The sequence below is a fragment of the Actinokineospora iranica genome, assembly GCF_900101685.1.
GTDB lineage: Bacteria > Actinomycetota > Actinomycetes > Mycobacteriales > Pseudonocardiaceae > Actinokineospora > Actinokineospora iranica.
In genome coordinates, this window is the sequence record NZ_FMZZ01000016.1 from 70,722 (window position 1) to 95,194 (window position 24,473).

The 24,473-nt window shown below is 71.1% G+C and carries 32 protein-coding genes, 2 pseudogenes and 1 CRISPR repeat array; of the genes and pseudogenes, 20 read left to right on the plus strand and 14 right to left on the minus strand.

Translation table 11 applies throughout. The features are described 5' to 3' along the window. Positions 1 to 178 precede the first annotated feature (178 nt). The 3 genes and pseudogenes from BLS56_RS25715 to wecB all read left to right on the plus strand — a co-directional run. Complete coding sequence (locus BLS56_RS25715; RefSeq protein WP_139190998.1) at positions 179 to 925, plus strand: choice-of-anchor P family protein; 747 nt, start codon at positions 179 to 181, stop codon at positions 923 to 925. Position 926: 1 nt separating this feature from the next. Next, complete coding sequence (locus tag BLS56_RS30955; protein ID WP_139190999.1) at positions 927 to 1,091, plus strand: LPXTG cell wall anchor domain-containing protein; 165 nt, start codon at positions 927 to 929, stop codon at positions 1,089 to 1,091. Positions 1,092 to 1,126: 35 nt separating this feature from the next. After that, positions 1,127 to 2,257: pseudogene (gene wecB / locus BLS56_RS25720) on the plus strand (non-hydrolyzing UDP-N-acetylglucosamine 2-epimerase); the annotation flags it as partial. A gap of 2 nt (positions 2,258 to 2,259) precedes the next feature. Here the strand turns inward: wecB and BLS56_RS32560 are convergent. Both BLS56_RS32560 and BLS56_RS25730 read right to left on the minus strand, forming a co-directional pair. Then, positions 2,260 to 2,835 carry an isochorismatase family protein gene (locus tag BLS56_RS32560; RefSeq protein ID WP_091455900.1) on the minus strand — a complete coding sequence of 192 codons (576 nt, stop codon included), beginning with the start codon at positions 2,833 to 2,835 and terminating at the stop codon, positions 2,260 to 2,262. Then, on the minus strand, positions 2,832 to 4,157 hold the full coding sequence (locus BLS56_RS25730) for a nicotinate phosphoribosyltransferase (RefSeq protein ID WP_091455903.1): 1,326 nt from the start codon (positions 4,155 to 4,157) through the stop codon (positions 2,832 to 2,834). Before BLS56_RS25730 ends, BLS56_RS32560 begins: the two co-directional genes overlap by 4 nt. A 118-nt stretch (positions 4,158 to 4,275) precedes the next feature. On the opposite strand from BLS56_RS25730, the gene clpS reads away from it, so the two are divergent. The 6 genes from clpS to BLS56_RS25760 all read left to right on the plus strand — a co-directional run bounded on the left by clpS (position 4,276) and on the right by BLS56_RS25760 (position 7,968). Further along, positions 4,276 to 4,575, plus strand: a complete 300-nt coding sequence (clpS, locus tag BLS56_RS25735) for an ATP-dependent Clp protease adapter ClpS (RefSeq protein ID WP_091455904.1) — start codon at positions 4,276 to 4,278, stop codon at positions 4,573 to 4,575. Further along, positions 4,572 to 5,132 (plus strand): DUF2017 domain-containing protein, encoded by a 561-nt coding sequence (locus tag BLS56_RS25740; RefSeq protein WP_091455907.1) that lies wholly within the window; start codon positions 4,572 to 4,574, stop codon positions 5,130 to 5,132. Before clpS ends, BLS56_RS25740 begins: the two co-directional genes overlap by 4 nt. Positions 5,133 to 5,157: 25 nt before the next feature. Then, a complete protein-coding gene (locus BLS56_RS25745; RefSeq protein ID WP_091455909.1) occupies positions 5,158 to 6,120 on the plus strand; it encodes a P1 family peptidase in 963 nt (320 codons plus the stop codon). A gap of 56 nt (positions 6,121 to 6,176) precedes the next feature. Continuing rightward, positions 6,177 to 6,638: a Mov34/MPN/PAD-1 family protein gene (locus tag BLS56_RS25750; protein ID WP_091455912.1), complete on the plus strand. Its 462-nt coding sequence runs from the start codon at positions 6,177 to 6,179 to the stop codon at positions 6,636 to 6,638. A gap of 77 nt (positions 6,639 to 6,715) precedes the next feature. Next, the gene (locus tag BLS56_RS25755; RefSeq protein WP_091455914.1) at positions 6,716 to 6,994 is read left to right on the plus strand and encodes a MoaD/ThiS family protein; all 279 of its coding nucleotides are present in this window, start codon (positions 6,716 to 6,718) and stop codon (positions 6,992 to 6,994) included. A gap of 23 nt (positions 6,995 to 7,017) precedes the next feature. After that, on the plus strand, positions 7,018 to 7,968 hold the full coding sequence (locus tag BLS56_RS25760; protein ID WP_091455917.1) for a PLP-dependent cysteine synthase family protein: 951 nt from the start codon (positions 7,018 to 7,020) through the stop codon (positions 7,966 to 7,968). Here BLS56_RS25760 and BLS56_RS25765 read toward each other — a convergent pair whose 3' ends face one another. The 3 genes from BLS56_RS25765 to BLS56_RS25775 are packed head-to-tail and all read right to left on the minus strand — an operon-like array spanning position 7,969 to position 9,314. Beyond that, positions 7,969 to 8,193: a hypothetical protein gene (locus tag BLS56_RS25765; RefSeq protein ID WP_228771934.1), complete on the minus strand. Its 225-nt coding sequence runs from the start codon at positions 8,191 to 8,193 to the stop codon at positions 7,969 to 7,971. It abuts the gene before it with no gap. Next, complete coding sequence (locus tag BLS56_RS25770) at positions 8,193 to 8,705, minus strand: Imm1 family immunity protein (protein ID WP_091455920.1); 513 nt, start codon at positions 8,703 to 8,705, stop codon at positions 8,193 to 8,195. The genes BLS56_RS25765 and BLS56_RS25770 overlap by 1 nt, the downstream gene beginning before the upstream one ends. Before the next feature lie 15 nt (positions 8,706 to 8,720). Further along, positions 8,721 to 9,314, minus strand: a complete 594-nt coding sequence (locus BLS56_RS25775) for a DddA-like double-stranded DNA deaminase toxin (protein WP_091455922.1) — start codon at positions 9,312 to 9,314, stop codon at positions 8,721 to 8,723. Positions 9,315 to 9,419: 105 nt separating this feature from the next. Between BLS56_RS25775 and cysM the strand changes: the two are divergent. Next, positions 9,420 to 9,521 (plus strand): annotated as a pseudogene (cysM, locus tag BLS56_RS30960) (cysteine synthase B); the annotation flags it as partial. Between the two features lie 4 nt (positions 9,522 to 9,525). On the opposite strand, the gene BLS56_RS25780 reads toward cysM, so the two are convergent. Further along, the gene (locus tag BLS56_RS25780) at positions 9,526 to 9,894 is read right to left on the minus strand and encodes a hypothetical protein (RefSeq protein ID WP_139191000.1); all 369 of its coding nucleotides are present in this window, start codon (positions 9,892 to 9,894) and stop codon (positions 9,526 to 9,528) included. A gap of 269 nt (positions 9,895 to 10,163) precedes the next feature. Here BLS56_RS25780 and BLS56_RS25785 point away from each other — a divergent pair, with 269 nt between their 5' ends. Continuing rightward, positions 10,164 to 11,441, plus strand: a complete 1,278-nt coding sequence (locus BLS56_RS25785) for a hypothetical protein (protein ID WP_091455928.1) — start codon at positions 10,164 to 10,166, stop codon at positions 11,439 to 11,441. A gap of 22 nt (positions 11,442 to 11,463) precedes the next feature. On the opposite strand, the gene BLS56_RS25790 is transcribed toward BLS56_RS25785, so the two are convergent. Beyond that, entirely contained in the window at positions 11,464 to 12,315 is an 852-nt protein-coding gene (locus BLS56_RS25790) for an SMP-30/gluconolactonase/LRE family protein (protein WP_091455931.1), read from the minus strand. A 56-nt stretch (positions 12,316 to 12,371) separates the two neighbouring features. Between BLS56_RS25790 and BLS56_RS25795 the strand changes: the two genes are divergently transcribed. The 8 genes from BLS56_RS25795 to BLS56_RS25830 all read left to right on the plus strand — a co-directional run bounded on the left by BLS56_RS25795 (position 12,372) and on the right by BLS56_RS25830 (position 17,489). After that, on the plus strand, positions 12,372 to 13,070 hold the full coding sequence (locus tag BLS56_RS25795) for an aspartate/glutamate racemase family protein (RefSeq protein WP_091456063.1): 699 nt from the start codon (positions 12,372 to 12,374) through the stop codon (positions 13,068 to 13,070). A 73-nt stretch (positions 13,071 to 13,143) separates the two neighbouring features. After that, positions 13,144 to 13,773 (plus strand): rhomboid family intramembrane serine protease, encoded by a 630-nt coding sequence (locus BLS56_RS25800; RefSeq protein WP_091455933.1) that lies wholly within the window; start codon positions 13,144 to 13,146, stop codon positions 13,771 to 13,773. After that, complete coding sequence (gene murI / locus BLS56_RS25805) at positions 13,770 to 14,570, plus strand: glutamate racemase (protein ID WP_091455935.1); 801 nt, start codon at positions 13,770 to 13,772, stop codon at positions 14,568 to 14,570. The genes BLS56_RS25800 and murI overlap by 4 nt, the downstream gene beginning before the upstream one ends. A 35-nt stretch (positions 14,571 to 14,605) precedes the next feature. Then, positions 14,606 to 15,376: an MBL fold metallo-hydrolase gene (locus tag BLS56_RS25810; protein WP_091455938.1), complete on the plus strand. Its 771-nt coding sequence runs from the start codon at positions 14,606 to 14,608 to the stop codon at positions 15,374 to 15,376. Between the two features lie 23 nt (positions 15,377 to 15,399). Further along, positions 15,400 to 16,161 (plus strand): ribonuclease PH, encoded by a 762-nt coding sequence (gene rph, locus BLS56_RS25815; RefSeq protein ID WP_091455940.1) that lies wholly within the window; start codon positions 15,400 to 15,402, stop codon positions 16,159 to 16,161. Continuing rightward, the gene (rdgB, locus tag BLS56_RS25820) at positions 16,158 to 16,772 is read left to right on the plus strand and encodes an RdgB/HAM1 family non-canonical purine NTP pyrophosphatase (RefSeq protein ID WP_091455942.1); all 615 of its coding nucleotides are present in this window, start codon (positions 16,158 to 16,160) and stop codon (positions 16,770 to 16,772) included. The genes rph and rdgB overlap by 4 nt, the downstream gene beginning before the upstream one ends. A 31-nt stretch (positions 16,773 to 16,803) precedes the next feature. Next, complete coding sequence (locus tag BLS56_RS25825; protein ID WP_091455944.1) at positions 16,804 to 17,283, plus strand: DUF2975 domain-containing protein; 480 nt, start codon at positions 16,804 to 16,806, stop codon at positions 17,281 to 17,283. Next, complete coding sequence (locus BLS56_RS25830; RefSeq protein ID WP_088985077.1) at positions 17,283 to 17,489, plus strand: helix-turn-helix domain-containing protein; 207 nt, start codon at positions 17,283 to 17,285, stop codon at positions 17,487 to 17,489. The genes BLS56_RS25825 and BLS56_RS25830 overlap by 1 nt, the downstream gene beginning before the upstream one ends. A gap of 192 nt (positions 17,490 to 17,681) precedes the next feature. Beyond that, positions 17,682 to 17,954: a CRISPR direct-repeat array (repeat unit 28 nt; unit sequence GTCCTCCCCGCGCACGCGGGGCTGTTCC). 28 nt (positions 17,955 to 17,982) lie between these two features. Here the strand turns inward: BLS56_RS25830 and BLS56_RS25835 are convergent. The 6 genes from BLS56_RS25835 to smpB all read right to left on the minus strand — a co-directional run bounded on the left by BLS56_RS25835 (position 17,983) and on the right by smpB (position 21,941). Beyond that, entirely contained in the window at positions 17,983 to 18,840 is an 858-nt protein-coding gene (locus BLS56_RS25835) for a hypothetical protein (RefSeq protein ID WP_091455947.1), read from the minus strand. Positions 18,841 to 18,891: 51 nt separating this feature from the next. After that, positions 18,892 to 19,860, minus strand: a complete 969-nt coding sequence (locus tag BLS56_RS25840) for a serine hydrolase (protein ID WP_139191001.1) — start codon at positions 19,858 to 19,860, stop codon at positions 18,892 to 18,894. A 74-nt stretch (positions 19,861 to 19,934) separates the two neighbouring features. Next, entirely contained in the window at positions 19,935 to 20,408 is a 474-nt protein-coding gene (bcp, locus tag BLS56_RS25845; protein WP_091455951.1) for a thioredoxin-dependent thiol peroxidase, read from the minus strand. Positions 20,409 to 20,429: 21 nt separating this feature from the next. Then, the gene (locus BLS56_RS25850) at positions 20,430 to 20,960 is read right to left on the minus strand and encodes a hypothetical protein (RefSeq protein WP_091455954.1); all 531 of its coding nucleotides are present in this window, start codon (positions 20,958 to 20,960) and stop codon (positions 20,430 to 20,432) included. A 281-nt stretch (positions 20,961 to 21,241) separates the two neighbouring features. Continuing rightward, positions 21,242 to 21,424 (minus strand): hypothetical protein, encoded by a 183-nt coding sequence (locus tag BLS56_RS25855; protein ID WP_091455955.1) that lies wholly within the window; start codon positions 21,422 to 21,424, stop codon positions 21,242 to 21,244. A 37-nt stretch (positions 21,425 to 21,461) separates the two neighbouring features. Then, complete coding sequence (gene smpB / locus BLS56_RS25860) at positions 21,462 to 21,941, minus strand: SsrA-binding protein SmpB (protein ID WP_091455958.1); 480 nt, start codon at positions 21,939 to 21,941, stop codon at positions 21,462 to 21,464. Positions 21,942 to 22,072: 131 nt separating this feature from the next. On the opposite strand from smpB, the gene BLS56_RS25865 reads away from it, so the two are divergent. Then, positions 22,073 to 23,209: a serine hydrolase domain-containing protein gene (locus BLS56_RS25865; RefSeq protein WP_091455961.1), complete on the plus strand. Its 1,137-nt coding sequence runs from the start codon at positions 22,073 to 22,075 to the stop codon at positions 23,207 to 23,209. A gap of 41 nt (positions 23,210 to 23,250) precedes the next feature. On the opposite strand, the gene BLS56_RS25870 is transcribed toward BLS56_RS25865, so the two are convergent. Beyond that, positions 23,251 to 24,369, minus strand: a complete 1,119-nt coding sequence (locus tag BLS56_RS25870; RefSeq protein ID WP_091455962.1) for a glycosyltransferase family 4 protein — start codon at positions 24,367 to 24,369, stop codon at positions 23,251 to 23,253. Between the last annotated feature and the right edge of the window lie 104 nt (positions 24,370 to 24,473).

Genomic DNA, 24,473 nt, shown 5'->3' on the forward strand with positions numbered 1-24,473 from the left:
GCCCTGCCGTCCGGGCGCGGGCGGTCAGAGCGCCGCCCGTGACACTCCAGTTTCGACAGTCCAATCGACACGATCGGTTAAGAGTTCCGTGTCAGCGCCCGGATCGGGAGCGGTTCGGCGCGCGTGCCCCCAAGCTGGTCAACGGTCGGGGGCAGTGCTGATTCGTTTGGAGGAACCTATGCGTAAGCGATGGGTGCGCCATGTCTGCCTCGGCGGCGTCGTCGTGGCCACCGCGTTGGTGACCGGTGCCGTGCCCGCGTCCGCCGAGCCAGGAGACTCGTCGGCGTACGCGGCGGACGTCAGCGTGCGAGTCCATCATGGACCCTCGCTCGACCTCGGCCCGCTGGCCGCCAGCGCCGCGGACGGCCCGGTCACCGCCCGGCACGCGACGGTCACGGCTCCCGGCGTGCTCACCACCGGGCTGGTAAGCAGCGGGGCCGCCCGCGACGACGCCACCGGGGCGGTGCACGCCGAGGCGAGCCTGACCGACGTGCGCCTCATCCTGGGCCAGCTCGGCAAGATCGGCGCGGTCAAGGTCGTCTGCGACGCCACCCAGTCCGGCACGACCGGCGCGACGTCCCTGACGCACGTCGCGCTCCCCGGCGTGTCCGTCGCGGCGAACCCCGAACCGAACACCACGCTCGCCGCGCCGCCCGGCCCGATCCCGGCGTCGCTGGTGTCGGTCGTGTTCAACGAGCAGATCCACAACGACGACGGCAGCCTCACCATCAACGGCGTCCACCTGCGGCTCACGCCGGAACTCGGCTCGGGCGACATCATCCTGGGCCGCGCCACCTGCGGCCTGCCCTGCCCGCCGATCCCGCTGGCGAGCGGCCTGGGGCTCTGGCTCGGGCTCGGTCTGCTCACGCTCGCGGCGGTGCCGGTCGGCGTCGTCGTCCGCAGGCGCCACCGGGCGGTGGTCTGAGATGTACCGACAGCCGACAGGGGGAGCGATCGGCGGCGGCGCGGGCCTCGCGGCGACCGGTTCCGACATCGGGTGGTGGGTGGCGCTGGCCATCGCGCTGCTCATCGCCGGGGCCCTGCTGCTGCACGCGAGCAGGCGCGGGCGCGGACTGCCGCGCGCCGAATAGGACACGCCCGACAACCACGCGGAACGAAAGCTCTTATGTTGGGAGAGGCGGCTGTGCACGACGAAGTCCTCATGCTGGTAGGCACCAGGCCGGAGGCGGTCAAGGCGGCTCCGGTCGCGCTCGCCCTCGCCGGGCACCCCACGCTGCGGCCGGTGATCGTCCACAGCGGACAGCACCCGGGGATGGTCGAGCAGGCGCTGGCCCCGTTCGGGCTGGCGCCGCGGGAGACGCTGTCGGTGCGCCGCCACGCGGGCGGCCAGGCGGAGTTCGTGTCCGCCTTGCTGCCCGCCCTCGACGCCGTCCTGGAGCGACGGGCGCCACGCGCGGTCCTCGTCCAGGGCGACACCACGACGACGCTGGCGGGCGCGCTCGCCGCGTTCTGGCGGGGCATCCCGGTTGCGCACCTGGAGGCCGGGCTGCGCACCGGCGACCTGACGGCCCCGTTCCCGGAAGAGGGCAACCGGCAGATGGTCGCCCGGGTGGCGGCGCTGCACCTGGCCCCGACGCCCGCCGCGGCGGCCGCGCTGCGGGCGGAGGCGGTGCCGGACGAGGCCATCGCCGTCACCGGCAACACCGTCGTGGACGCGGTGCTGCACATCGCCGCGGCGGGACTGCCCCCGGTGAGCCCGGCGCTGGCCGCGGCAGAGCGGACCGTCGAGGCAGGCGGCGGCAGGCTCGTCCTGGTCACCGTGCACCGCAGGGAGTCGTGGGGCGCGCCGCTGGACGAGGTGCTGCGGGCGGTGCGCGCCGTGGCCGACCGGTACCTGGACGTGCTGGTCTTGCTGCCCGCGCACCCGAACCCGGACGTCCAGGGCCAGGTCGTCCGGGCGCTCGGCGGCCACCCCCGGATCGCGATCACCGAGCCGCTGGACTACTCCGACCTGGTGCGCGCGTTGCGCCAGGCCGCGCTGGTCGTCACCGACTCCGGCGGCATCCAGGAGGAAGCCCCCAGCTTCGGCGTGCCGGTGCTGGTGGCCCGCGAGACCACCGAGCGGATGGAGGCGGTGCGGGCGGGCTGCGCGTGGCTGGTGGGCACCGACGCCGCCCGCCTGCTCGACGCGGCCGAGCGGGTGCTCACCTCGGGAATGCGGGTGCCCGCCGACCGCAACCCGTTCGGCGACGGCCGCGCCGCCCAGCGGGTGTGCGCGGCCCTGGAGCGGCTGCTGCGTCAGCCCACGTTCGGCGTGCCGACCAGCGCGACCTCGGCCTCCCGCAGCCGCGCCAGCGCGGTCTCCACCGTGGGCGCGGACACCCCGGCGGTCAGGTCGAGCAGCACGGTCGTGGCGAACCCGGCCGCGGCGGCGTCGAACGCGGTGGCCCGCACGCAGTGATCGGTGGCGATTCCCGCGACGTCGACCTTGGCGACGTCGCGGGCGCGCAGCCAGTCGGCCAGCGACAGCCCGTCGGGGCCGACGCCCTCGAAGCCGGAGTAGGCCGCGGTGTAGGCGCCCTTGGAGAACACCGCGCCGATCGGGGCCACGTCCAGCGCCGGGTGGAACGCGGCGCCCGCCGTGTCGACCACGCAGTGCACGGGCCAGGAGTCGACGTAGTCCGGGGTGTCGCTGAAGTGCGGGCCGGGGTCGATGTGGAAGTCGCGGGTGGCGACCACGTGGTCGTACCGGGTCGCGGCCATGTGCTCGCTGATCGCGGCCGCGACCTTGGCGCCGCCGGTGACGGCCAGCGAGCCGCCCTCGCAGAAGTCGACTTGGACGTCCACCACGATTAACGCGGTCCGGTTGGTCATGCCTGCTCCTGGTGCGGGTAGACGGTCGGGATGGCGGGCTCGCCCGCGGAGAGCTTGAGTCCCTCCCACGGCAGGCTTACCAGGCCCTGACGGACCCGCTGCCTACTTTCCTCCAGATTGGGCAGCCCGGACACAGGTTGCCCCTTACGCATAAGAGGGATTTGCAGCTCCCGGTCATGCTCTCCGCGCTCAGGGGCGGGCGCGTCGGCCAGGTAGACCACCTCTTCGAGAGCGGTGCCGGTCGGCTTGTGCCTGCGCAGCGCCAGCTTCCGCCCGCCGCGGGACTCCTTGTGCGAGCTGCGCTTGGCCACCGGGCGCCCGTCGACCTCCACGAGCTTGTAGACCATGCCCGCGGTAGGCGCGCCCGAGCCGGTCACCAGCGACGTCCCCACCCCGTACGCGTCGACCGGCTCGGCGCGCAGCGCGGCGATGGCGTACTCGTCGAGGTCGCCGGACACCACGATCCGGGTCTGGATCGCGCCGAGCTTGTCGAGCTGCTCGCGGGCCTGGCGGGCGAGCACGCCAACGTCGCCGGAGTCGATGCGGATCGCGCCGAGCCCGGTGCCCGCGACCTCGATGGCGGTCTCGATGCCGTGGGTGATGTCGTAGGTGTCGACCAGCAGCGTCGTGTCCGGGCCGAGAGCGGCCACCTGCGCCTCGAACGCGGCCCGCTCGCTGTCGTGCAGCAGGGTGAACGCGTGCGCGCAGGTGCCCGCGGTGGGGATGGCGAACGTGCGGCCGGACTCCAGATTGGACGTCGTGGCGAACCCGGCCAGGTAAGCGGCCCGCGCCGAGGCGACCGCGGCGCGCTCGTGCGTGCGGCGGGAGCCCATCTCGATGATCGGGCGGCCGTTGGCCGCGCTCGCCATCCGCGCGCCCGCCGAGACGATCGCGCTGTCGTGGTTGAGGATCGACAGCACCAGGGTCTCCAAGACCACCGCGTCGGCGAACGTGCCGCGCACGGTCAGGACCGGGGACCCGGGGAAGTACAGCTCGCCTTCCGGGTAGCCGTCTACGTCGCCCTGGAACCGGTAGTCGGCCAACCAGGACAGCGTGGCCTCGTCCACCACTCGGGTGTCGCGCAAGTGGTGGATCTCGGCGGCGCCGAACCGGAACTCCGCGATCGCGTCGAGTACCCGCTGTGTCCCGCCGACCACCCCGTAGCGCCTGCCGTCGGGCAGCCGCCTGGTGAAGGTCTCGAACACGCACGAGCGCTCGCCTGTGCCGTCGCTCAGGGCCGCTGCCAGCATCGTCAGTTCGTAGTGGTCGGTCAGCAGCGCGGTGCTCGGCGTCGGCGCGGCGCTGGAGAGGTTCACGGCCATGGTCGGTGAGCCTAGGCGGCGGCTCTTGACCACTCGGCGGCGCGATCGGGGAAAGTCGTACTCCGAACGAATGAAGATCCGCCGTACCGGTCGAATCCGGTCATGCCACCATTGACACATGACCGCAGCCGTCGACATGGAGCAGACGCAGGCCACCCCTGCCGGTGCCGAGATCGTGTCCGAGGACAGACCGTGGCAGACGGTCGTCTGGAACGACCCGGTCAACCTGATGTCGTACGTGACCTACGTCTTCCAGAAGCTGTTCGGATACAGCCGCGACAAGGCGACCAAGCTCATGCTCGACGTCCATCACGAGGGCAAGGCCATCGTGTCGTCGGGCTCCAAGGAGAAGGTGGAGGCGGATGTCGCGAAGCTGCACGCGGCAGGCCTCTGGGCGACGATGGAACACACCTCGTGAAACCGTGGAAGCGCAAGGGCGACAAGGTCTACGCCGACATCGATAGGCAGGAGGCCGCGGTGTTACGCGGTCTGGTGTCGCAGATCGACGACATGCTGCGCGCCCGCATCGAAGAGGCTCCGCAGGACGAGCTGGCCGAGCTGACCGGCATCCGCACCGGGCCGTCGACCTCGCCGGACGACCCGATCCTGTCGCGGCTGCTGCCCGACTTCCACCGGCTTGACGACGACAACCCCAGCAAGGCCGACCTCGACTCGGCCGCGGTGCTGCGCTCGCTGCACGAGCCCACCCTGCTCGACCTCAAGACCGGGGTGGCGGGCGTGGTCATGGAGACCTGCCCGATGTACGGCGGCGGCATCCGGCTGTCGCTGGAGCAGGCCGAGGCGTGGCTGTCCGCGCTCAACGACGTGCGGCTCGCGCTCGGGACCGCGATCGAGGTCACCGAGGACATGCCCGACGAGCTGCCCGAGGACGACCCGCGCAGCCCCCACCTGGCGGTTTACCACTGGCTGACCTGGGTGCAAGAGTCGATGGTCCAAGCGCTTACCGCGGAATAGAGGCGCACGGGAATGACGCGCGGGGATGACGCATAACGCCATCACGGACGTCGCGGGCGTCCGGGTCGGGCACCACCACCGTCTCGGCGACGGCTGGGCCACCGGGACGACCGTGGTCCTGCTTCCCGAGGGCACGGTAGGCGGGGTCGAAGGCCGTGGCGGGGCGCCGGGCACCCGGGAGACCGACCTGCTCGCCCCGGAGAACCTGGTGCGCAGGGTCGACGCCGTCTGCCTGTCCGGTGGCAGCGCTTACGGGCTCGCGGCGGCCGACGGGGTCACCCGCTGGCTCGGCGAGCGCGGCCGCGGTTTCCGGGTGGGCGACGAGCCGCACGAGGTCGTGCCGATCGTGCCCGCCGCCGTCGTCTTCGACTTACCGCGCAGCTCTTGGGGCAACCGGCCGGACGCGGAGTTCGGCTACCTCGCCTGCGAGAGGGCTACCGACGGACCGGTAGACGAGGGCAGCGTCGGGGCCGGGGCGGGCGCCCGCGCCGGATCGCTCAAGGGCGGGGTCGGCACCGCCAGCATCCGGGTGGGACCCGTCACCTTGGGCGCGTTGGCCGTGGTCAACGCGCGCGGGGAAGCGGTCGACCTGTCCACCGGCGGGCTGTGGGCCGCGGACATCGGCCTGGCCGACGAGTTCCCGCCCGCCGCCGGATACGCCGCCGACATCGATGTCCCCCTCAGATCCGACCTGAACACCACCGTCGGCGTCGTCGCCGTGGACGCCGCGCTGGACAAGGCCGAGTGCCGCCGCCTCGCCATGGCCGCCCAGGACGGCCTGGCCCGCGCGCTCCGGCCCGCCCACTCCCTGTTCGACGGCGACACCGTCTTCGCCGCTGCCACCGGGGTCCACCCGGTCACCGGGGCGGCCGACCTGGACGACCTCTACGCTGCTGCCGCGGACGTCTTCGCCAGGGCGGTCGCGCGGGGCGTGCTCGCCGCGACCACCGTCGGCGGCCTGCGCGCGTATCGCGACTTCTGGGCGTGACCGGCCTCCCACATGCGGTCTCTCACCTACTGGGAGGTCGCTAACCACCCAGTAGGATGGGTTCCGTGCTGAAGATCCGCCGGGACCTCGTGGACGCGATGGTGGCCCACGCCCGCCGTGACCACCCCGACGAGGCGTGCGGCGTGATCGCGGGCCCCGAGGGGTCCGACCGCCCGGAGCGGTTCATCCCCATGCTGAACGCGGCGCGCTCGCCCACGTTCTACGAGTTCGACTCAGCCGACCTGCTCAAGCTCTACCGCGAGATGGACGCCAACGACGAGGTGCCGGTGGTCATCTACCACTCGCACACCGCCACCGAGGCGTACCCGTCGCGCACGGACGTCTCTTACGCCTCCGAGCCGAACGCGCACTACGTGCTGGTGTCCACTCGCGACCCCGAGAAGCACGAGATCCGGTCGTTCGGGATCGTCGACGGCGTCATCACCGAAGAGCCCATCGAGGTGGTCGAGTCCTACCGGTTCGCCCACACCGGCCCGGACGACGTCCCCGAGCAGTGAGTTTCCGCGCGGGGCGGAATAAGCGGCGTCCCCGCGCACGTCAACCCCTGTAGAACTGGCACACCCGGAGGTTCACCATGGCCGTCACCGTTTCCATCCCGACCATCCTGCGCACCCACACCGGTGGCGAGAAGAGCGTCCCCGCAGCGGGCAGCACCGTCGCCGAGATCATCGACGACCTGGAGGCCAACCACGGCGGCATCAAGTCGCGCCTGGTCAAGGAGGGCTCCCTGCACCGCTTCGTCAACATCTACGTCAACGACGAGGACGTGCGCTTCGCGGGCGGCCTGGACGCCAAGGTCGCCGACGGCGACAACGTGACCATCCTCCCCGCTGTCGCAGGCGGCGCCCGCTAAAACCCCCTTTGGAGGGCCGCCCCGTGGCTCGGTACGACTCGCTCTTGGACGCGCTCGGCGACACCCCCCTGGTGGGGCTGCCGAGGCTGTCCCCATCGGAGAACGTCCGGCTGTGGGCCAAGCTGGAGGACCGCAACCCGACCGGCTCGATCAAGGACCGGCCCGCGCTGGCCATGGTCGAGGCCGCCGAGCGCGACGGGCGGCTGATGCCGGGCGCGACCATCCTGGAACCCACCTCGGGCAACACCGGGATCGCGCTGGCCATGGCCGCCAAGCTCAAGGGCTACGGCCTGGTCTGCGTGATGCCGGAGAACACCTCCGAGGAACGCAGGCAGCTTCTGCAGGCCTACGGGGCGCGCATCGTGTTCTCCCCGGCGGCGGGCGGCTCGAACGAGGCCGTCCGCCGGGCCAAGGAGCTGGCCGAGCAGAACCCGGACTGGGTGATGCTCTACCAGTACGGCAACCCGGACAACGCCAGGGCGCACTACACCGGCACCGGCCCGGAAATCCTGCGCGACCTGCCCACGATCACGCACTTCGTGGCGGGCCTTGGCACTACCGGCACCCTGGTAGGCGTGGGCCGCTACCTGCGTGAGCAGAAGCCGGACATCCAGATCATCGCGGCGGAGCCCCGCTACGGCGAACTGGTCTACGGCCTGCGCAACCTCGACGAGGGCTTCGTTCCGGAGCTGTACGACCCGGAAGTGCTCACCGGCCGATACTCGGTCGGCTCTTACGACGCACTGCGCAGGACCCGGCAGCTGCTGGAGACCGAAGGCATCTTCGCGGGCATCTCCACCGGCGCCATCCTGCACGCGGCCCTCGCGGTCGCCGAGAAGGTCGCGGGCACCGGAGAATCGGGCGACGTGGTCTTCGTGGTCGCCGACGCGGGCTGGAAGTACCTGTCGACCGGCGCGTACAGCGGCTCCCTGGACGAGGCGTCCGAGCGCCTGGACGGCCACCTCTGGGCGTGATCACCCCGCGAACGCGGTAGTGGGATGGCCTGCGCCCGCGCCGGGGAAGACCAGGACAGAACCGGCTAACGGCTGCTCGGATAGCTGGGCCTCGGCAAGACCCCGGCGGGCCGTGGTGACGTAGAGGTCGGGGCCGCCGAAACAGCACGCGGTGGCCCCACCCGCGTCAGTCTGGGAGACGGCCTGAACACCACCGTCGTGGTACGAATCCGCAGGCAGCCGCATCACCCGCAGGCGATCTGGCCGTTGCCGTCCAGGCTCCACGCGGTGCGGTTGATCGGCATCCAGTCGACAGACGTCGGCCGCTTGCCGGTGTCGACCCATTCCAAGACGACGTCGTGCAGTTCGCGCAGAGGCATGACCGAGGCCGGGGGGAACCAGGTGTCGGTCTCCTGGTCGTAGTAGATCGGTGGCGGGTCCTCGATCGGGTTCGGCCGCAGCGCCGCCCAACTCCAGTCCGCGCCGTCCGGCACGGTTTCGTCAACGAACACCGCGCCTCCGAACTTGTAGTAGAAGCCGACGCGGAGCCACCTCCGCACGGGTGGCCCATCCACGATCCACATCGGCCGGTCGGCGACATAGAAGAAGGCCGTCGAGTGGTTGCGGGCGTCGACACCGTCAAGCCCGGGATCGCGCAGCATCGCGTCTACCAGCGCGCGCCGCTGCGCTTCGTGGGTTGCCACGATGAACGGGTCCGCGCTATAGCCGCCGTGACCAGTGACGATGTGGTCGGTCATCCGGTAACTACTCCTCTACTTGCCGACGAACGTCTCGAACTTACGGGTTCCGGGATCCCACACGTGCAGTTCGGCTCCACCCGGCAACACCATGGGCAATGCCTGGCGACACCCGAAGCCTTGTCCCGGCTGGTAGGAGCATGTCCCTCCGGTGTTGTTGGTGATCAGGACGGCTTCCTTGGCGTTGCCGTCGCGCATCCGTGCGGCGACCTTGACCTCGACGTGTGTGGCAACGGGATGGGTACCATCCTTGGCCGCTGGCGCCCCCTGGCTCTGGAGGATGGCGGCTGCTTTCTCCGCGTCGCCGTCTATCCCGCTGGTGAACACGTGCTCGGTGCCGTCCTCGTCGTAGGACAGCCCGGTGGTGCGCTTCCGATCCTTGATCGTCTCGTATCGTGCCGCTGCCCACTGGTTGTCACTGGCGGCTACCTTGACGCTGGACGGGCAGTGCTCATCGGCGGCCTGCGCGCTGGGCAGCCAGGACGACGGGCCGCAGCCGAACTTCGCGCCGCAGCCCGGTGCGAACACGTTGAGCACGAGGAACGCCAGCGCGGCAGCCACCAGGATTTTGAGGATGAAGCCGAGCCCGGAGTTCGTCCTGGTCGCCATCGTGAACCTTCCGCCGTTCCCCAGTCGATAAAGGATGCTGATCGGATGGGACGACGAAACGGTCCGGTTCAGATAGCTCTGAATGGGCAGTCTTACCGGCTACTCTTCGTCGTGGCCGACGAGGGGCTGGAAGACACGTCGACCGGCGCGTACAGCGGTTCCCTTGACGAGGCGTCCGAGCGGTTGGACGACCACCTCTGGGCGTGACCGGTCAACGGTCGAGGATGGTGTAGTCGCCGATCAGCGCGTCCACGGGCAGGATCGAGCCCGGTGCCCCCGGCTCGCCCGGCGCGGGAACCTCCACCAACTCCCGGGCGATCTCGGCGATGCCATCGCCGTGCCGCATCCACACGATCCCGCCACCCCTGCCCGGCGCCACCCGTATTCCGAGCACGTGCCGATGCTCGAAGACGAAGACCGCGTCGGTGTAGTCCGGATGGGCGCGACTGGCCGCGACACCGAACACGGCGCCTGGCTCGCTGAGCGAGTGGAAACCCCACCGGTTCCCGTTGGCGGGAAGGTCATTGAGTTCGGGAAAACAAGACAGGGCATCGGCTTGGGCAATGGTGTCGTGCGGCATCCGGTCCACTCCTGGTTTGGCTTCATGGTCTTGGGATCGAGCCTGGTCCTGGCGGCCCATTGCCGGAACAGAGGCCAAGGCGTGGATCAAGACGTCGCTTGTCACGGCAGCGAGTCAGGGGTCAACCCGGAGGTTTGTGCGGAGAATTGGCACTCAACGGTCGGATACATCCACATCAAGCGCTACTCTCCGAAACTGAACCTGCACGGAGGGAAGCTGTGTCACCGGAGCCCAATCGTCTGTTGCGGACGGCCCGCGAAGCCGTCGGGATGACTCAGGGGCAGCTCGCCGAGTCCGCCAACACCCGGGTTGAGCAGGCGACTGGCAAACCGGGGGCGATGGATGCCGACTACATCGGCAAGTTGGAACGGGGAGTGCACCGGTGGCCCAATCGGCAGTACCGCGCTGCGCTGCGCCTGGCGCTGCGTCGCCAGTCCGACGCCGAACTCGGCTTCTTCAGCACCCGTTCCAGGGCCGCTACCGTGGAGCGCGGTCCTCGGCATGTGGATGGAGGGGATGACGTGGAACGCAAAGCCTTCCTGCGCGTCTTGGCGGGTTCGGTCGCAGGCCTCGCTTTCAGTGATCCCTTGAACGACTTCGCGGCCAGGAGCGCCCAAGGGCGCGTCGGTCAAGCGGAGGTCGACCAAGTGCGCTCCCTCGCCCGCACGTTCGCTCAGCAGGACAACGGGTTCGTGGGTGGTCTGTCGTCCGAGGCCGTGGTCGCCCAGCTCTCCACCTCGGCGGACCTGCTTGACGGCCGATTCTCCCTGGACGCGGTGCGGTGCGAGCTTTTCTCGGCGGTCGCCGAACTCGCCGACGTCGCGGGGGGCATGTGCTTCGACGCGGGTGCCGCCGCGCAGGCCGAGCGCTGTTTTCGTTTCGCGGTCGGCTGTGCCACCGAGGCGGGCGACTGGGCGATGCGCGCCAAGGGGCTCTCCGGCCTGGCCAACCTGGCGGTGCACCAGGGGCGGTCCGACGACGCTCTCAGCATGGCGGAGATGGCGTTGGTGCGGGCTGACCGCCTGACCCCCGTCACCCGAGCGGTGATGCATACCCGCCATGCCCGAGCGCTTGGCCTCAGCGGCAAGCGCCGCGAGTCCGACTGTCTGGCTGCCGTCCAGCAAGCCGAGGACCACTTCGCCGCTGGAAACGGGGACGAGCCGGAATGGATCTCCTATTACACGGCCGCTCACCTGGAACGCGACCTCGGGCGGGCGCTGTCGCACCTCGCGGTGAACGGCGGCGACCACATCCGGGCGCAGGCACGCCTCAGCGCCGCGATCGAACGCTATCCACAGAAGCGATCTCGGGGTAAGACCCTGGCCATGGCCAACCTTGCCCACTGCACCATGGCCAGAGACGACCCTGAACGCGCCGTTGCCCTGGGGAATGAGGCACTGGACTCGTTGGGTCTTGTGCGTTCGGACCGGATATCCGAGACCCTGCGGCAGTTGCGGATCGCCGGACGGCGGTATCGGGACATGCCGTCGGTGCGGGAGCTGAACTACCGGGTGGACGTGGTGCTGCGTGCTTCCGTTCTCACTTGACAGCCTGTTCAGGAAGGCGTGATCACCCCGCGAACGCGGTAGTGGGATGGCCGGTGCCCGCGCCGGGGAAGACCAGAACCGAACCCGCTAACGGCTGCTCGGATAGCTGGGCCTCGGTAAGACCCCGGCGGGCCGTGGTGACGTAGAGGTCGGTCAGGTCGGGGCCGCCGAAGCAGCACGCGGTCGGGCGGGACACCGGCGCCTGGATCTCGCGGTCCAGGTCGCCGGTGGGGGTGTAGCGGCGGATAGCGCTGCCGTCCCATAGAGCGACCCAGACACAGCCGTCGGCGTCCACGCAGAGGCCGTCGGGGGAGCCTGGCCCCGCTACCGCGCAGAGAGGACGTCGGTTTACCGCGTCGCCGGTAGCCACGTCGTAGTCGAAGACGTCGACGCGGTTGGTGGGGGAGTCGATGAAGTAGAGGCGCGTGCCGTCCGGGCTCCAGCCGATGCCGTTGCTTACCTGGACGTCGTCAAGCGCGACGCGGGCCGCGCCGGACGGTTCAACACACGCCAGCCAGCCCGCCGCCGAGCCCGTCCCGTACGCCGTCGTGCCCGCCCAGAGGCGTCCGGCTGGGTCGATGCCCGCGTCGTTGCCCCGGTAGCCGTCGCGGCCCCAGTAGACCAGCCAGCGCCGTGACCCGTCCCGCTCCAGCAGCGCCACACCGTCGCGCAGATTGGCCACCAGCCCGCCGCCCGCCCGCGGTTTCACGGCGCCTACGTGCTGCGGTAGCGCCAAGACCTCGTCCTTACCGGTCACCGGGTCGTAGCGGTGTGCTTCTGAGGAGAGAATGTCGACCCAGACCAGCGTGCCGGTAAGCACGTCCCAGGTCGGCCCCTCGCCGAGCACCGCTTCCACGCGCACCGCCACGTCCATGGGCCGATCATGTAATAGGGATGACCATGGCGCATCCGCTGCGGCACGATCGCGGCGTGAAGGTGATCGGGCTGCTCGGCGGCATGAGCTGGGAATCGTCCATCGAGTACTACCGGGTGGTCAACGAGCGCGTCCGCGAGCGGCTGGGCGGGCCGCACTCGGCGCACTGCGTGCTGTACTCGGTCGACTTCGCCGAGATCGAGCGGATGCAGTCCGACGGCCGGTGGGACGAGGCAGCCGCCGTGCTGCGCGCCGCCGCCCAGGCTCTGGTGCGCGCGGGCGCGGAGGTGATCGTGCTGTGCACCAACACCATGCACAAGGTCGCCGACGACCTCGGCGTCCCCCTGCTGCACCTGGCCGACACCACCGCCACCGCCGTCCGACGCGCGGGCCTGACCCGCGTCGGCCTGCTGGGCACGGCGTTCACCATGGAGCAGGACTTCTACACCGGCCGCCTCGCCGCGCACGGCCTCGACGTCCTCGTCCCCGACCCCGACGACCGCGCCCTGGTCCACCGCGTCATCTACGACGAACTGGTCCTCGGCGTCACCCGCGAACCCTCCCGCCAGTCCTACCGCGAGGTGATAGCCCGCCTGGTCGACCGCGGCGCGGAAGGCGTCATCCTCGGCTGCACCGAGATCGAACTGCTCATCACCCAGCCCGACAGCCCCGTCCCCGTCTTTCCCACCACCCGCCTCCACGCCCAACTGGCGGTCGACGTCGCCCTCGGCGACGACCTGCCCCGCGCCGGGTGACCTGGCCGAGTAAGGGGGATCTCCGGGTTTCGCCCGATCCCCCTGCCCGCCGAACCCACGTAACCTCGACACTGTGAGCATCTCGCCCGTCAAACCCGGTGGTGGCCGGGTCTTGCCGCCGAATCCGGGGCAGGCCGCGGTGGTGGTCGGCGTGTTCGCCGTGCTGCTGTACCTGGTCGAGCTAGTCGACGTCGTCGTGCCCGCCAGCCTGGACCAGAACGGGATCTTGCCGCGTGCGGTGGCCGGGCTCGACGGGATTCTGTGGGCGCCGCTGCTGCACGACGGGTGGGGGCACCTGGTGTCCAACACCGTGCCGCTGCTGGTGTTCGCGTTTCTGGCCATGGCCAACGGGATCGGGCAGTGGGCGGCCGTCACCGCGACCATCTGGGTGGTGAGCGGGGTCGGGGTCTGGCTGACCGGCTCCGGTGGCGCGGTGACCGTCGGCGCGTCCGGGCTGTGCTTCGGCTGGCTGCTGTTCCTGCTGGTCCGGGGCGTGTTCAACCGCAGCCTGCGGCAACTCGGCGTCGCAGCCGTGCTGCTGCTGTACTGGGGCACGATGCTGTTCAGCGTGCTGCCGGGCGACCCGCGCATCTCCTGGCAGGGGCACCTGTTCGGGGCGCTCGGCGGGGTCCTCGCGGCCTGGCTGGTGGCGCTGAGCGACAAACGGGTGGCCAAACCCGCGCCCGGCGGGTTCGCCGCGTGAACCCTGACGCCCCGATCGGGATCTTCGACTCCGGGGTCGGCGGGCTGACCGTCGCCCGGTCGATCCTCGACCAGCTTCCGCGCGAGCGGCTGCGCTACGTCGGCGACACCCGCAACAGCCCGTACGGCCCGCTGCCGATCGCCGAGGTCCGGGCGCACGCGCTGGGCATCGCCGACGATCTTGTCGCCGGTGGGGTCAAGATGCTCGTGATCGCCTGCAACACCGCGTCGGCTGCCTGCCTGCGCGACGCGCGGGAGCGGTACGACATCCCCGTCGTGGAGGTCGTGGTGCCTGCCGTACGGCGTGCGGTGTCCGCAACGCGGACAGGGCGGGTCGGCGTGATCGGAACCACGGGAACGATTCGGTCGCGGGCCTATGAGGACGCGTTCGCCGCCGCGCCGGGGGTCACGGTGACCGGTTCGGCGTGCCCGAGGTTCGTCGATTTCGTCGAGCGCGGGGTCACCTCAGGGCGGCAGATCCTGGGTCTCGCGCAGACCTACCTTGAGCCGCTGCAACAGGCCGACGTCGACACCGTCGTGCTCGGCTGCACGCACTATCCGCTGCTCACAGGGGTTCTGCAGGTCGTCATGGGGCCGGAGACCACCCTGGTGTCCAGCGCGGAAGAGTGCGCCAAGGACGTCTTCCGGGTGCTCACCGAGAACGGCTTGCTCGCCGAGTCCGAAGCCGAGCCCAAGCACGAGTTCGTCGCCACCGGGGCGGCCGAGCCGTTCCACCGGCTCGCCCGCCGGTTCCTCGGCCCTGAGCTGGCGAGCGTGACGTCGTCGGCAGATCGGTGATCGTGCTCCGGGCTCGGCTGTGACAGTCTGTCCCCGTGTTGCTGACCGTCCTCGGCTGCTCCGGGAGTGTCCCCGGACCCAACGCCCCCGCGTCCGGCTATCTGCTGGAGGCCGAGGGCTTCCTGCTCGGCATCGAACTCGGCAACGGCACCTTCGCCGCGCTGCAGGCGATCCGCGACCCGTTCGAGCTGGACGCCCTGCTGTTCTCGCACCTGCACGCCGACCACTGCGCGGACTTCGCCGGGCTGAGCGTGTACCGGCGCTACCACCCGCGGCCGCCGCGCGACCCCCGGGTGCACAAGCTGCCGGTCTACGCCCCGCACGAGGCGCCGCAGCGGTTCATCAACGCCTACGCCACCGACGAGGCCGACCGGCGGATCACCGACCTGTCCGATGTGTACGACTACCACGCGCTCGCCGTGGGGAAGTTCCACATCGGCCCGTTCGAGGTCGTCGCCGCGTCCGCCGCGCACCCGTGCGAGTCGTTCAGCTTCCGCATCACCCACGCTGGCCGCACCTTCGTCTACACCGGTGACACGGGCGTCAGCGCCGGGGTCACCGCGCTCGCCGAGGGCGCCGACGTGGTGATGGCCGAGGCGTCCTGGACGCACGGCGCAGCGGTCATCCCCGACCTGCACCTGTCCGGCCGCGAGGCGGGCGAGCTCGCCGAGAGCGCGGGCGCGCGGCGGCTGCTGGTCACCCACATCCCGCCGTGGACCGACGCCGACGCCGTCATGGCCGAGGCGGAGGCCGCGTTCAGCGGGGAGACGATCCGCGTGGAGCAGGGCGCTCGCTACGAGATCTGAGGTCGACATCTAGGCTGGCCGTCGTGGTGAGAAGCGATGGCAGGAACGACGACCAGCTCAGGGACATCAAGATCACCCGCGGCTACCAGCTGTGGCCCGCGGGCTCGGTGATGGTGGAGTTCGGCGGCACCCGGGTGCTGTGCGCGGCCAGCGTGACCGAGGGCGTTCCCCGGTGGCGCAAGGGCTCGGGGCTGGGCTGGGTGACCGCCGAGTACGCCATGCTGCCCTCGGCCACCAACACCCGCGGCGACCGCGAGTCGGTGAAGGGCCGCATCGGCGGCCGCACGCACGAGATCAGCAGGCTCATCGGCCGGTCGCTGCGCGCGTGCATCGACCTGGCCGCCCTCGGCGAGAACACCATCCACCTCGACTGCGACGTCATCCAGGCCGACGGCGGCACCCGCACCGCGGCCATCACCGGGGCCTACGTGGCGCTGGCCGACGCGGTCACCTGGCTCGCCGCCGCTGGCCGCCTGGCCGACCCGCAGCCGCTGTCGTGCGCGGTGTCCGCGGTCAGCGTCGGCGTCGTCGGCGGCCGGGTCCGGCTGGACCTGCCGTACGAGGAAGACGTCCGCGCCGAGGTCGACATGAACGTGGTCGCCACCGACGCGGGCACGCTGATCGAGGTCCAGGGCACCGGCGAGGGCGCCACCTTCGCCCGGTCCACTCTGGACCGGATGCTGGACATGGCCCTGGCCGGGTGCGCCGAGCTCAACCGCGTGCAGGCCGAGGCGCTGGCCCTGCCGTACCCCAAGGAGCTTCCCGAGCCGAAGGCGGCCAAGTGACCCGCGTCCTGCTCGCCACCCGCAACGCCAAGAAGCTCACCGAGCTGCGCCGCATCCTGGCCGCGGCGAACGTCTCCGGGGTCGAGATCGTCGGCCTGGCCGACGTCCCGGAGTTCCCCGACGCCCCCGAGACCGGGGCGACGTTCGAGGAGAACGCCCTCGCCAAGGCGCGGGACGCCGCCCGGGAGACCGGCCTGCCGTCCATCGCCGACGACTCCGGCCTGGCTGTCGACGCGCTCAACGGGATGCCGGGCGTCCTCTCCGCCCGCTGGGCGGGGCGCCACGGCGACGACCAGGCCAACCTGGACCTGGTCCTGGGGCAGCTCACCGACGTTCCCGACGACCGGCGCGGCGCGGCCTTCGTGTGCACGGTGGCGTATGTCGTGCCGGACGGCGGCGAGACCGTCCTGCGCGCCGAGTGGCGGGGCAGGCTGGTTCGGGAGCCGCGTGGGGGCAACGGCTTCGGGTACGACCCGATCTTCGTTCCCGACGGGCACGACCGGACCTCGGCCGAACTCGCCCCCGAGGAGAAGGACGCGCTGTCCCACCGGGCTCGGGCGCTGCGGATGCTGCTGCCGCACCTAGATCGCGGAGCGATAACTGTCGATTGACTTTCGATAGGTAGCTAGCGATACTCGATGTATGATCACTACGCGTCGGGCTGTTGCCCTGCTCAGAGTCTTCTTGGTGGTGCTGTTCGGGATCCTGGTCGTGTTCCAGACCTTGTCGCTGCCCGGGCAGTTCGCGCACATGGCCCACGAATCCCCGGACCAGGCGTACCTGCGGTGGCCGATGACGGCGGTGGCGGTGTTCTGGGTGCTGTGCGTCCAAGTGGTCGTCGTGTGCACCTGGCAGTTGCTCACCCTGGTCAAGAACGACCGCATCTTCAGCCAGGCGTCGATGCGGTGGGTGGACGGGATTGTCTGGGCCATCGGCGCGGCGTGGGTGGTGCTCGTGGGCGTGTCGGCCTACGTCACGGTCAACGCGGACGACCCCGGCGTGCCGATGCTGCTGTTCCTGCTGTCGGTGGGACTGACCGTGCTGGGGCTCTTGATGGTCGTCATGCGTGCCCTGCTGCGGCAGGCCACCACGCTGCGGACCGACATGGAAGCGGTGATCTGATGCCGATCGTCGTGCGCATCGACGTCGAACTGGCCAAACGCAAGATGAGCGTCGGCGAGTTCGCCGAACGCGTCGGCCTCACCCCGGCGAACGTGGCGGTCCTCAAGAACGGCCGCGCCAAGGCCGTCCGGTTCAGCACCCTCGAAGCCATGTGCCGAGTCCTCGGCTGCCAGCCCGGCGACCTGCTCGAATGGGTCGAGGACTGACCCGCGTCCCGCCGTGAGCCAAAGTCGGTTTTCCCTGGTTAGGGGTGGGTTCTGGCGGAGGCTGCCACGGCGCGGGGACGCACCGGGCTCGATTCCGGCACGGGCGTCGCCCGAGTGGTCCACAGGCTCTAGGCTCGACCAAAAGTGAATGTAAAACATTGTTCCGATTCCTAAACCCGCAGGTCGACAAGTGTCCTCCCCGCGCACGCGGGGCTGTTCCGGCATCGCGATCCTGTTGCACTACACCGCGATGGTCCTCCCCGCGCACGCGGGGCTGTTCCTCGTGCTGGGGAGAGAATCAGCCAGCGGCGGGGGTCCTCCCCGCGCACGCGGGGCTGTTCCAACTCACCGACACCGAGTGGGCGCGGATCGCGGCGTCCTCCCCGCGCACGCGGGGCTGTTCCCTGGGGAGGCTGCGGAGTAGCAGGCACCCCGCCGTCCTCCCCGCGCACGCGGGGCTGTTCCCGGTCCTGGGCGGTGCTGAACAACGTGGTCAGGTCAGGGTGAGGGTGCTCGCGAGGGCTTGGGCGCCCGCGGTGACGGCCGCCGTGGCTGATCGGAACGGGGTGCCTGGGGGGTGGTTGGTCATCAGCACCACGATGTAGCGGTCGCCCGCGCCGAGGGTGCCGGTGGAGTGGACGGCGACGTGGTCGGCGGCGCTGCCCCAGGACTGTTTCACCGCCCAGGGGGCCGGGAAGGCCGACGGGATGCCGAAGTGCTGGTCGAAACCGTCCGCGGCGCGGCGGGGGGCGGCGCGCATGGGGTCGACCAGGGTGGGCAGGGTGGTCAGCAGGTGCTGGCAGGCGGCCAGGACGTCGTCCGGGGTGAGCGGGGTGTTGCCCCACCGGCCGGGGATGTCGGGGGCGGTGGGGCCGGTCCGGCCGAGGGTGGCGGCGGCCGCGGCCGGTAGGGCGTCGCCGCCGTGCAGGCCCCAGAGGATGCTGGCGTCGTCGTCGTTGCTGTCGCGCAGCATTCGCTCGACGCGGGCGCGGCGGGTGGGGTCGGGGGCGGCTTGGATCGCGATGAGCAGCTTGACCAGGGACGCGGACCGGAACCGTCGGTCGGCTTCCACGGACACCAGGGGCGCGGCCAGGGCGCGGTCCCACACGATCAGGCCGACGTCGGCGCGTTTCGACACCCCGCGCACCGCCGCGGTGACGGCCGCCGCGACGGCGGCGGGGTCGACGCTGACCGCGGCGAGCGGGGGCGGCGCCGCTGGGCGGGCCAGTGGGGCCGCCGGTGAACTGGCGCTCGCCGCGGGTGGGGCGGCGGCCGATGAGGCCACCAAGACGAACGACACGGTGATCGCGACCGCCCCCGTCGCCGCGAGCCGAGCCGGTCGACTGCGCATACCGGCATCAACGCAAGATCAGCCGGGAGAGTTCGGCGATGCGTGCAAAGATCAGGTAAACAGGCGATTCAGGGTTTCCGCGCCCGCGGTTACCGAGTGCGCGGCGGTCTTCCAGCGCACCGACAAGGGGTGCTCGGTCAGCAGCACCACCACGTATCGCCACCGCGGCCCGACCAATCCGGTGCTGTGCAAGACGATGTCGCTCTTGCTGTTCGACCAGCCCTGTTTGACCGCCCACTGCGCGGTGACGCCGTCCGGGATGCCGAAGTGCTGGTCGAAACCGTCGGCTGCCTGGCGTGGGGCGGCGGCGAGCGCGGCCACGATCAGGTCGCGGTCCGCCGCGGGCAGCCGGTTCAGCACGTGCAGGTAGATCCGGCCGATGTCGCGCGGGGTGAGCAGGACGTCGCCCCAGCGGCCCGGGATCGCGGGCGGGCGGGCGCCGGTAAGGCCGATCGCCCGCGCGGTCCGGGTGACCAGCGCCGCGCCGCCGCCCTGGACCCACAGGGCGTCGGCGACGTCGTCGTCGGACAACCGGAGCATGACCTCGATCCGCTCCCGGGTGCGCGTGTCCGCCCCGCGACCGAGCGCGTCGATCGCCATGAGCAGCTTCACCAGCGACGCCGACCGGAACCCGCGGTCCGGCTGGACGGCCAGCACCTCGCCGCCGCTCTCCCGGTCGATCACCAGCGCGCCCACGGTCGCCGAGCCTTGCACGGCGCGGACGGCCGCGGTGAGCGCGTCCGGCCTGGCGGTCTTCGGCGGCTTGCCCGGCGCCCGGGTCGGCGGCGGGGTGGGTGGCTGGGACGGCTCCGGTTCCGGAGTGGGCGAGGTGGTGGGTGACTCCACGATCGACTCCAGGGCAGGCGTCGCGGGCAGCGCGACGGTTCGCGGCGGGCTCGCGCAGCCGGTGGCCGCGACGGCGAACAGGATCAGCAATGCCAGCGAAGCCCCGGACCGGTGGTGGCGCATGTCGGAAAACACGCCCACCCGGCGGGGAAAGTTGACCCGATCGTGGGTCAACTTCTCCGCTCAACGCGCCGTTACGGCGCATCCGCCCCATCGGTTGCCCCGCCGGGGCCGACTGGCGGAAACAGTCAGATCTTGAGGTCTTTGCGCAGCTTGGCGACGTGCCCGGTGGCCCGGACGTTGTAGAGCGCGTGCGTCACCGTGCCCTCCGGGTCGATCACGAACGTGGACCGGATCACACCCGTCACGGTCTTGCCGTAAAGCTGCTTCTGGCCGTACGCGCCCCACTCGGTCATCACCGCGCGGTCGGCGTCGGACAGCAGCGGGAACGTCAGGCCCTCGTCGGCGACGAACTTCGCCAGCTTCGCGGGCTTGTCCGGGGAGACGCCGAGCACGGCGAAACCCGAGTCGTTCAGTTCGGCGAGGTTGTCCCGGAAGTCGCACGCCTGCTTCGTGCAACCCGGAGTCGCCGCGGCAGGGTAGAAGTACACGACCACGGACTTGCCGCGGAAGTCGGCCAGCGACACCGGATTGCCCTCGCTGTCGGGCAGGGTGAAGTCGGGGGCCTGATCGCCAGCGGACAGGCGCTTCTGCTCACTCATGCCGCTGACGCTAGCGGCCCCTCACGCCACCCCGTCGAACACGGTCACAGTGGCGCCGTGCCCCGGGTCCGGCTGCGCGTCGACCCGCACGGCCGCCTTCTCCGCGGGAACCGCGAACGCCACCGAGAACCGGGCGCTGCGCCCAGGCAGGATCTCGTCCTGGCCGAGGACGCCGCTGTAGCCCTGGGTGGAGTCCACGACCTGCTGGATGCTCGTCCCGTTCGCGCTCGCCGACAGGGACAGCAGCGTGGGCCGGTACGGGGTGGTGCCGTTGTTCTCCAGGGTCATATCGAAGCCGACCCCCCGCGGGACGACAGGAGACGCCGAGGCGGTGGGAACGAAGGACTTGGGGGCCGAGATGACGATGCTGATGCCGTTGCCCAAGTCGGTGCGGTCAGTGGCGCGGGAGAGCGGACCGGCGGACCTGGCGATCTTCTCACCGGTGGTCGTGGAGGCGCCCGCCTGGGCCGTCGCGGGTCCGCCGCCGCACGCGGAGGTGGTGAGGACCACCACGAGCGCGCTGGTCGCGGCCGCCAGTCCGACGGTCTTCACGGGCGGTTACCTCTCTTCGTCACGTGTGGGTACGCCTCCACAGTGACGGCCGGACGGCTTAGACGCGGCCTCCAACCGGGCGTCGAGTCGGAGCTGGTGTCGCACTGTGGCCGAGCCGTGATCAGCGGTGCGCTGGTGGTGATGGGGGCCACTCGGCGCTGGTTGCATCTGTGGAATTGCACGAGTGTTCCCGGGCCTGCTCGGTGGTTCGGCTGGGGTTGCTCGATGGGTGCGGTCGGCAGGAAGGCGGGTGGGTCCTTGCCTGGGTGGGGTGGGGTCGGTCAGGCCGCTAGTGCGAAGAAGAGGATGAAGACGCCGATCGCTACCAGCCAGGCGGCTATGAGCCAGCCGAAGTCTCGCCAGGGGGAGAGGGCGCCGTTGTCCTCGCCGGGGACGTAGACGCCGCGTTCCTCGAACTTGTCGACCAAGCTCAGGAGGGCGGTGAATGGCCGGGGGAGGCGCACCGGGGGATGGTGCCATGGGGGGTGGGGGTGGGGCCAGTCATCGGGTGCGGCGCTGGCCCTTGATGTGGCGGGAGAAGGCTCGTTCGATCTCGCGTTGGGCGTCTCGGGTGGCGAGGGACTGGCGTTTGTCCCAGGTCTTCTTGCCGCGTACCAGGCCTAGTTCGACCTTGACTCTGCCCTCGACGAAGTACATCGACAACGGGACCAGGGACAGGCCGCTCTCGCGGACCCGGATGTCGAGTTTGTCGATCTCCCGGCGGTGGAGGAGCAGTTTGCGGACGCGTCTTGGGGTGTGGTTGGTCCAGGTGCCCAGGGCGTACTCGGCGATGTGCAGGCCGCGCAGCCAGACCTCGCCGTCATCAATGGTGGCGAAGGAGTCGACCAGGGACGCCCGGCCCAGGCGCAGGCTTTTGACCTCGGTTCCCACCAGCACGACGCCTGCCTCCACGGTGTCCAGCACCGCGTAGTCGTGCCGCGCCCGCCGGTTGGTGGCGATCGTGGAACGGTCCCGCTGCATGGTCGCGACGCTATCCCACCGGCCGTCCCACTTTGGGATGGATCTCGGCTGATACCGGGGGAGGAGGCGAGCGGAGCGGCGCGGACGCGAGACTCGGGCGGCCACTGGGGTTCGCGACGAGGGGAATCAAGATGGGCAAGGGGAGCAGACTCGGGGTTGTCGGCGTGGTGGCCACGCTGGCGCTGGCGGGGGCCGGGACGGCGAGTGCGGGGGCGTCGCCGGTGGTCGACCAGCCGGGGCTTGGCCACCGGATCGACCGGCAGGTGGTGCAGGCGGGGCTGGACGCGCTCGCCCGGACGGGGGCGGCGGGGGTGCAGGCGCGGGTCGTCCACGGGTGGGACCGGTTCACCGCACGGGCGGGAGTCGCCGAGTGGGGTGGGCAGAAGCCGGTGTCGACGCGGGGACGGTTCCGGATCGGCAGTGTCACCAAGGTGTTCGTCTCGACCGTGGTGCTGCGACTGGTGGGGGAGGGGCGGGTCGGGCTGGACGCGCCGGTTGCCGACTACCTTCCGGGGCTGCTTCCCGACGGTGAGCGGATCACGGTGCGGATGCTGTTGCAGCACACCAGCGGGCTCTACAGCTACGACCGGGCGCTGCCGCAGGACCCGGCGGGGTTCGAGTCGGTCCGGCAGCGGCACTTCGAGCCGGAAGAGCTGGTCGCGATGTCCGTGCGGGAGCCGCTGGACTTCGCGCCGGGCACCGCGTGGGGGTACTCCAACACCAACTACGTCGTCGCCGGGATGCTGATCGAGAAGGTCACCGGGCAGTCCTACGAGCAGGCCGTCGAGGACCGGATCCTGCGCCCGCTGCGCCTGCGGGACACCAGCGTCCCCGACCGCGACCGCGACCTGACGCTGCCGAAGCCGCACGCGCACGGGTACGCCCTGATCAACGGGCAGCCGGTGGACATCTCCGAGTCCAGCCCGTCGCTGTTCGGGGCCGCCGGGGGCATGGTGTCCACGACCGACGACCTCGACACCTTCCTCGACGCGCTGCTCGACGGCGAGCTGCTGGCCCCGGCCCAGCTCGCCGAGATGACCAAGCCGCTGCCGTTCACCGGCGGCTACGGCCTTGGCCTCGGGGAGACTTCGCTGTCCTGCGGCAAGACGGTGTGGGGGCACCTCGGCGGCGTCCCCGGCTACCTCACCGTCGCGGTCAGCACCCGGGACACCAAGACCCGCCTGGAGCTGTCCGCGACGATCGCGCCGGTGGCCGGGGGGACGTTCGATGGCATGAACGAGGTCATCGACGAGGTGTTCTGCGGCTGACGGGGCCGGGTGCGCCCGCCCCCGGATCGGGGCGGGCGCGGTCAGCCGCTGGAGACGACGGACGGTTGGCCCTGCGCCTGCCGGTAGCACCGCTCAAGGTGGTCGAGGACCGAGGGCCAGGCGCCCACCGCCGGTGGGACGGCGTGGTTGTGTCGGGCGATGGACTGGCGCAGCCGGTGGTCGGTGATCAGCCGGGTGACAGCGGTGATCATGTCCTCGAAGGTGTCCGCGAGCAGGCCTTCCACGCCGTGGCGGACGAAGTCGCCGACGCCGCTGCGCGCGCGGGCCACGATCGGCAGCCCGACCGCGCGGGCCTCCAGCGCGGCGATGCCGAAGGACTCCCGGGGCGCGGGCGCGACGAAGACGTCGCCGGTGGCCAGGACCTGGGCGACCTGCTCGCGGGTGCGGCGGCCGGGCATCGAGACCCAGGACGTCATGCCGTTGGCGGCGGCGAACCGGTCCATCGCGCCGCGGGCCGGGCCGTCGCCGACGATCGTGGCGCGGATCGGGACGGCCGCCGGGACCAGCGCGCGGGCGGCCAGCAGGATTCGGAGCAGCCGCACCGGCTGCTTGCGCGGGGCGAGGCGGCCCACGGCCACCACGTGCACCCCATCGGCGTCCCCGTCCGGCCGGACGGCGGGCCGCCAGCCCGCGACGTCCAGGCCGTTGGGGACCACGTGCACGGGCATGGCGAGCCCGGCCACCGCCTGGACCGACGCCGCTGCCGCGGTGCTGACCGCGGTGGCGACCACGCCCCACTTCGGCCAGTCGAAGGCCATCTTCAGCGCCGTGTAGATCCCGTGCGTGGCCGGGTCCCACATGCTGTGCACGGTCACCACGACCGCCAGGCCCGCCCGCAGCGCCGCGCGCAGCCCCGTCCACGCGAACGGCGAGACCGCGCCGACGTGGACGTGCACCACGTCGGGTCTGCGGAGTGCCAGCAGCTCGGCGAGCCTGCCGCCGCCGCGTGGGTGGACGGGCAGGGCGAACGGCATCCGGGCGCCGAGCCGGTGCACCCCGTGCAGGTCGTCGCCGATGGTCGCGGTGGCCACCTCGACGCGGTGGCCCGCCGCGCGCTGCGCCGCGACCAGGTCCGACACCTGCACCTCGATGCCCCCGAGCCGGGGCGCGTAGCAGTCAGTCACGTGGAGGATCTGCACCCATTCAGCCTAATTTGACCAGGCATTCGGGCGCTTCCCGAACCGAACGCGACACGGTGATCGCTGTTCGCGATCGAAAAGCCGCCCGGTGTGGCCGTGGGTGA

What these genes read in the sequence shown, in the direction of transcription:
- BLS56_RS25715 (WP_139190998.1), top strand. Translation starts at nt 179, where the DNA reads ATGCGTAAGCGATGGGTGCGCCATGTCTGCCTCGGCGGCGTCGTCGTG.
- BLS56_RS30955 (WP_139190999.1), top strand. Translation starts at nt 927, where the DNA reads ATGTACCGACAGCCGACAGGGGGAGCGATCGGCGGCGGCGCGGGCCTC.
- BLS56_RS32560 (WP_091455900.1), bottom strand. Translation starts at nt 2,835, where the DNA reads ATGACCAACCGGACCGCGTTAATCGTGGTGGACGTCCAAGTCGACTTC.
- BLS56_RS25730 (WP_091455903.1), bottom strand. Translation starts at nt 4,157, where the DNA reads ATGGCCGTGAACCTCTCCAGCGCCGCGCCGACGCCGAGCACCGCGCTG.
- clpS (WP_091455904.1), top strand. Translation starts at nt 4,276, where the DNA reads ATGACCGCAGCCGTCGACATGGAGCAGACGCAGGCCACCCCTGCCGGT.
- BLS56_RS25745 (WP_091455909.1), top strand. Translation starts at nt 5,158, where the DNA reads ATGACGCATAACGCCATCACGGACGTCGCGGGCGTCCGGGTCGGGCAC.
- BLS56_RS25750 (WP_091455912.1), top strand. Translation starts at nt 6,177, where the DNA reads ATGGGTTCCGTGCTGAAGATCCGCCGGGACCTCGTGGACGCGATGGTG.
- BLS56_RS25755 (WP_091455914.1), top strand. Translation starts at nt 6,716, where the DNA reads ATGGCCGTCACCGTTTCCATCCCGACCATCCTGCGCACCCACACCGGT.
- BLS56_RS25765 (WP_228771934.1), bottom strand. Translation starts at nt 8,193, where the DNA reads ATGCGGCTGCCTGCGGATTCGTACCACGACGGTGGTGTTCAGGCCGTC.
- BLS56_RS25770 (WP_091455920.1), bottom strand. Translation starts at nt 8,705, where the DNA reads ATGACCGACCACATCGTCACTGGTCACGGCGGCTATAGCGCGGACCCG.
- BLS56_RS25775 (WP_091455922.1), bottom strand. Translation starts at nt 9,314, where the DNA reads ATGGCGACCAGGACGAACTCCGGGCTCGGCTTCATCCTCAAAATCCTG.
- BLS56_RS25780 (WP_139191000.1), bottom strand. Translation starts at nt 9,894, where the DNA reads ATGCCGCACGACACCATTGCCCAAGCCGATGCCCTGTCTTGTTTTCCC.
- BLS56_RS25785 (WP_091455928.1), top strand. Translation starts at nt 10,164, where the DNA reads ATGACTCAGGGGCAGCTCGCCGAGTCCGCCAACACCCGGGTTGAGCAG.
- BLS56_RS25790 (WP_091455931.1), bottom strand. Translation starts at nt 12,315, where the DNA reads ATGGACGTGGCGGTGCGCGTGGAAGCGGTGCTCGGCGAGGGGCCGACC.
- BLS56_RS25825 (WP_091455944.1), top strand. Translation starts at nt 16,804, where the DNA reads ATGATCACTACGCGTCGGGCTGTTGCCCTGCTCAGAGTCTTCTTGGTG.
- BLS56_RS25830 (WP_088985077.1), top strand. Translation starts at nt 17,283, where the DNA reads ATGCCGATCGTCGTGCGCATCGACGTCGAACTGGCCAAACGCAAGATG.
- BLS56_RS25835 (WP_091455947.1), bottom strand. Translation starts at nt 18,840, where the DNA reads ATGCGCAGTCGACCGGCTCGGCTCGCGGCGACGGGGGCGGTCGCGATC.
- bcp (WP_091455951.1), bottom strand. Translation starts at nt 20,408, where the DNA reads ATGAGTGAGCAGAAGCGCCTGTCCGCTGGCGATCAGGCCCCCGACTTC.
- smpB (WP_091455958.1), bottom strand. Translation starts at nt 21,941, where the DNA reads ATGCAGCGGGACCGTTCCACGATCGCCACCAACCGGCGGGCGCGGCAC.
- BLS56_RS25865 (WP_091455961.1), top strand. Translation starts at nt 22,073, where the DNA reads ATGGGCAAGGGGAGCAGACTCGGGGTTGTCGGCGTGGTGGCCACGCTG.